Source organism: Flavobacterium sp. (assembly GCF_031422135.1).
Taxonomy (GTDB): domain Bacteria; phylum Bacteroidota; class Bacteroidia; order Flavobacteriales; family Flavobacteriaceae; genus Flavobacterium.
In genome coordinates this window covers 1-3730 of record NZ_JANOQD010000078.1, presented here as the reverse complement: position 1 = coordinate 3730, position 3730 = coordinate 1, and the positions used below count along the sequence as shown (strand labels likewise).

Annotated in this window: 7 protein-coding genes; all 7 read left to right on the top strand. The window is 32.1% G+C overall.

Annotated elements, in window-relative coordinates; all coding sequences use genetic code 11:
- Nucleotides 1–134: 134 nt before the first annotated feature.
- Complete coding sequence (locus RMO70_RS10610; protein ID WP_310556412.1) at nt 135–707, top strand: formate/nitrite transporter family protein; 573 nt, start codon at nt 135–137, stop codon at nt 705–707.
- 50 nt (nt 708–757) lie between these two features.
- On the top strand, nt 758–931 hold the full coding sequence (locus RMO70_RS10605; protein ID WP_310556411.1) for a DUF6496 domain-containing protein: 174 nt from the start codon (nt 758–760) through the stop codon (nt 929–931).
- 5 nt (nt 932–936) lie between these two features.
- Nucleotides 937–1083, top strand: coding sequence for a hypothetical protein (locus RMO70_RS10600; protein ID WP_310556410.1), 147 nt, complete (start codon nt 937–939; stop codon nt 1081–1083).
- 137 nt (nt 1084–1220) lie between these two features.
- Nucleotides 1221–1721: an OsmC family protein gene (locus RMO70_RS10595; RefSeq protein WP_310556409.1), complete on the top strand. Its 501-nt coding sequence runs from the start codon at nt 1221–1223 to the stop codon at nt 1719–1721.
- Between the two features lie 37 nt (nt 1722–1758).
- Nucleotides 1759–2652, top strand: a complete 894-nt coding sequence (locus RMO70_RS10590) for an alpha/beta hydrolase (protein WP_310556408.1) — start codon at nt 1759–1761, stop codon at nt 2650–2652.
- Nucleotides 2653–2676: 24 nt separating this feature from the next.
- Complete coding sequence (locus tag RMO70_RS10585) at nt 2677–3255, top strand: NAD(P)H-dependent oxidoreductase (protein ID WP_310556407.1); 579 nt, start codon at nt 2677–2679, stop codon at nt 3253–3255.
- A gap of 82 nt (nt 3256–3337) precedes the next feature.
- Nucleotides 3338–3730, top strand: a 393-nt coding sequence (locus RMO70_RS10580; RefSeq protein ID WP_310556406.1) for a nitroreductase family protein, incomplete at its 3' end; no start/stop codon positions are given.

The window sequence follows — 3730 nt, the reverse complement described above, 5'->3', positions numbered from 1 at the left end:
TTTTGCATCGTAGGAATGTTGATAAGTTTTTAAAACCCGAAGGGAATTTTTTAAAAAACTTATCAATGTTCCGGCAATTAAGTTTAAATTTGAATCAATTATTAACCTAAAAAAAGGTCAACGTATTTTAGGATATGACATATCCAATAGGATATATTTTTGTAATAATTGGCAGATCTGAACTTTTTACAGAGCATACAACTTTGGCTACTATACCTGTTTTAAATAGAGAGGCTACCCTTAAAAGTTTAATTAATCTATGGATTATTATTTACTTAGGCAACTTGCTCGGCGGGTATATTTTTGGTTTCATCATTCTTCAATTTAATGAAGGCAAACATTTAATAAGCCCTAATTTTTTCTATTTTGTTTCAGAAAAAATGATTTCGTACAGTAGTAGTGAAATATTAGTTAGTAGTATCATTGCAGGTTGGCTCATGGGTACGCTTTCTTGGCTGTTAAGTTCCGCACAAGACACCTTTAGTCGTGTGGTGATGATATTTTTAATAACATTCATTATTAGCATTGCAGGATTGCACCACTGTATTGTTGGATCAATAGAAGTTTTGATGGCTTTTTTTAGTGAAGCAAATAAAATTACAGGAGTCGATTTTCTAAAATTTCAAGGTATTTCTACATTAGGTAACATTATTGGAGGGGTATTTCTAGTGGCCTTAGTAAAATATTCACACAGCAAACTCAAGTAATTGATAAAAATTTTTAATGCTAATAATTTTAACTAAAAAATATATTTATTATGAAAAAGAAAAAACAATCACCGCATCAAGCAAAAGTAGCCCAAGTAATGCACGAATTCAAAGAAGGCGATTTGCACTCTGGCAAAAGTGATGTCATTGTAACCAATCCAAAACAAGCCATTGCCATCGCATTGAGCGAAGCCGAAGGGTTGGATAAAAAAACTAAAAAATAAAAATGATGGCAACTAGAAAAAAACCAAGCAAAAAATCGACCGATAAAAAACCTGATGATCCTTGTTGGAAAGGCTACAAACAAATTGGAATGAAAGAAAAAAACGGAAAGCAAGTGCCAAATTGTGTTCCAGATAAAAAATCTTCTAAATAACTACTACTGTAAGATTATGGTATATTTTAAATTATCAAAAGCAACACAAGATAGCAAAACTGGGAAAGCAGGAGGAATAAATCCAAAGAGTGGAAAAAAAATCATTAGGATTAAATGAAAAACTAAAAAATAATATTATGAGTACATTACATAATTACAAGTTGTCTACAAAATGGACTGGAAATCAAGGAACAGGAACATCAAATTACAAAGATTTTGAAAGAAGTTACAACATTCAAATCGAAAATAAAGCCGATATTTTTGGCTCATCAGATCCAGAATTTCGTGGGGATAAAACCAAACACAATCCTGAAGAACTTTTGTTGGCATCAGTATCATCTTGCCACATGCTTTGGTATTTGCACTTATGTGCCGAAAGCAAAATTATTGTTACTGATTATGTGGATAATGCAACAGCTATATTAGAAGAAACCGAAGACGGAAATGGAAAGTTTTCATCGATTACGCTAAGTCCTACCATAACGATCACCGAAAAAGCTATGATTGAAAAAGCCACAGAATTACACAAGAAAGCAAACGAATTTTGTTTTGTTGCCAATTCTTTAAATATAAAGGTAGATCATCAACCTATATTTAACATCATAGAAGTTAATGAAGTTGAAAAGACCATCGTATAAATATGTGTACAATTTATAATTAACAATCATCAAAAAAATGGAAAATATACAATTAAATAAGACCGAGTCAACAAATAATTTCGTTTTTTCAGTAAAAGAAAAATTCACAGATAAATTTATCGAAACTGCACCAAACGTAAAGTTATATGTCAAGGATTATGGTACTGGAGCTCCTGTAATTTTAATACACGGTTGGCCACTTTCTAACGAAATGTGGGAATATCAAATCGAAAATTTGGTAGCCAATAATTACAGAGTGATAACCTATGATCGACGAGGTTTTGGAAAATCCTCGCAACCTTGGAATGGCTATGATTATGACACGTTAACCGATGATTTAAAATCGATAATCGACCAAATGGAATTAACAAATATAACTTTGGTTGGCTTTTCTATGGGTGGCGGCGAGGTGGTTCGTTATTTCAGCAGATATGCTGGTCAAAATGTTTCAAAAGCAGTACTTGTATCTTCGATAATTCCGTATTTGGCGAAAAGTGACGATAATCCAGATGGTCGTACTAAAGAAAAAAATGAGGCAACACAACAGGCAATTATGGAAGACAGAATTGGGTTTCTGGACGGTTTCGGCAAAAACTTTTTTGGTGTTGGTTTCATTAATAATGTTATAAGCTCACCATTATTAGAATATTATAGAATGCTCGCCTCTTTTGCTTCGGCACATGCAACCACAGAATGTGCCAAATCTTTTTCGGGTGCTGATTTCCGAAAAGAAGTACTTACAATTAAAGTGCCTACATTAATAATTCATGGCAATGCGGATAAAATTGTACCTATTGAAATTTCATCTGAAAAAACAGCACAGTTAATTGCCAACAATACATTTATTATTTATGATGAGGCGCCACATGGCTTATTTTATACTGATAAGGATAAATTGAATAGTGATTTACTTGAATTTTTAAATTCCTGATTTTTAAAATTAAATTGTACTACTATGAAAAACATCTTAATCATCAACGGACATCCTGACAAAGAGAGCTTTTGTTTTGCATTAGCCGAAAGTTATAAAATGGGAGCTGATAAGGCCAATGCCAATGTTAAATTAGTTCATTTGATTGATTTAAAATTCAATCCAATTCTTACTTTTGGATATAGAAAAATAAGCGAACTTGAACCTGATTTACTAGCAGTTCAGAAAGATATTTTATGGGCAGATCATTTTGTTTTTGTATACCCAAATTGGTGGGCAACTTTCCCAGCACTTTTAAAAGGTTTTATTGATAGGGTGTTTGTACCTAATTTTGCTTTTAAATACCGTGAAAATTCGCCTTTTTGGGACAAACTATTAAAAGGAAAAACGGCTAGGCTAATTGTAACAATGGACACGCCAAGTTGGTATTATTGGTTTATAAACAGAAGTCCAGGACACAACGCTATAAAAATTGGCGTATTAGAATTTTGCGGTATAAAGCCAGTAAAAATTAGTGTTTTTTCACCTATAAAATCATCTAATGATGGAAAACGGGAAAAATGGTTGAAAGAAGTTATGGAATTAGGAGAAAAACAAAAATGATTTTAAGGTAAATTAATTGAATAACACAAAATAAATATAATAGAACTTTATATGGCTTAAATAAATTAATCCACAATTAAAAATGACTTTAGAAGAAATAATAAATTACAGACGCTCAGTGAGGCATTACAAAAAACAGCCCATTGATGCCGAAAAAGTGAAACATTGTATTCAATTAGCAACTTTAGCGCCAAATAGTTCCAACATGCAACTTTGGGAGTTTTATCATATCACAAACCCCGAAATGCTGAAAAAATTAGCAATTGCTTGTTTAAATCAACAATCGGCAACTACCGCCCAACAAATGGTAGTTTTTGTAACAAGGCAGGATTTGTACCGTAAAAGAGCAAAAGAAATGATGGTGTTAGAAACTCAAAATGTGTTAGAAAATAGCCCTAAATTAAAACAAGAAAAACGAAGTAAAAGCTGGAAAATGTATTATGGCAAAATAATGCCTTTTTTATACCTACGTGCT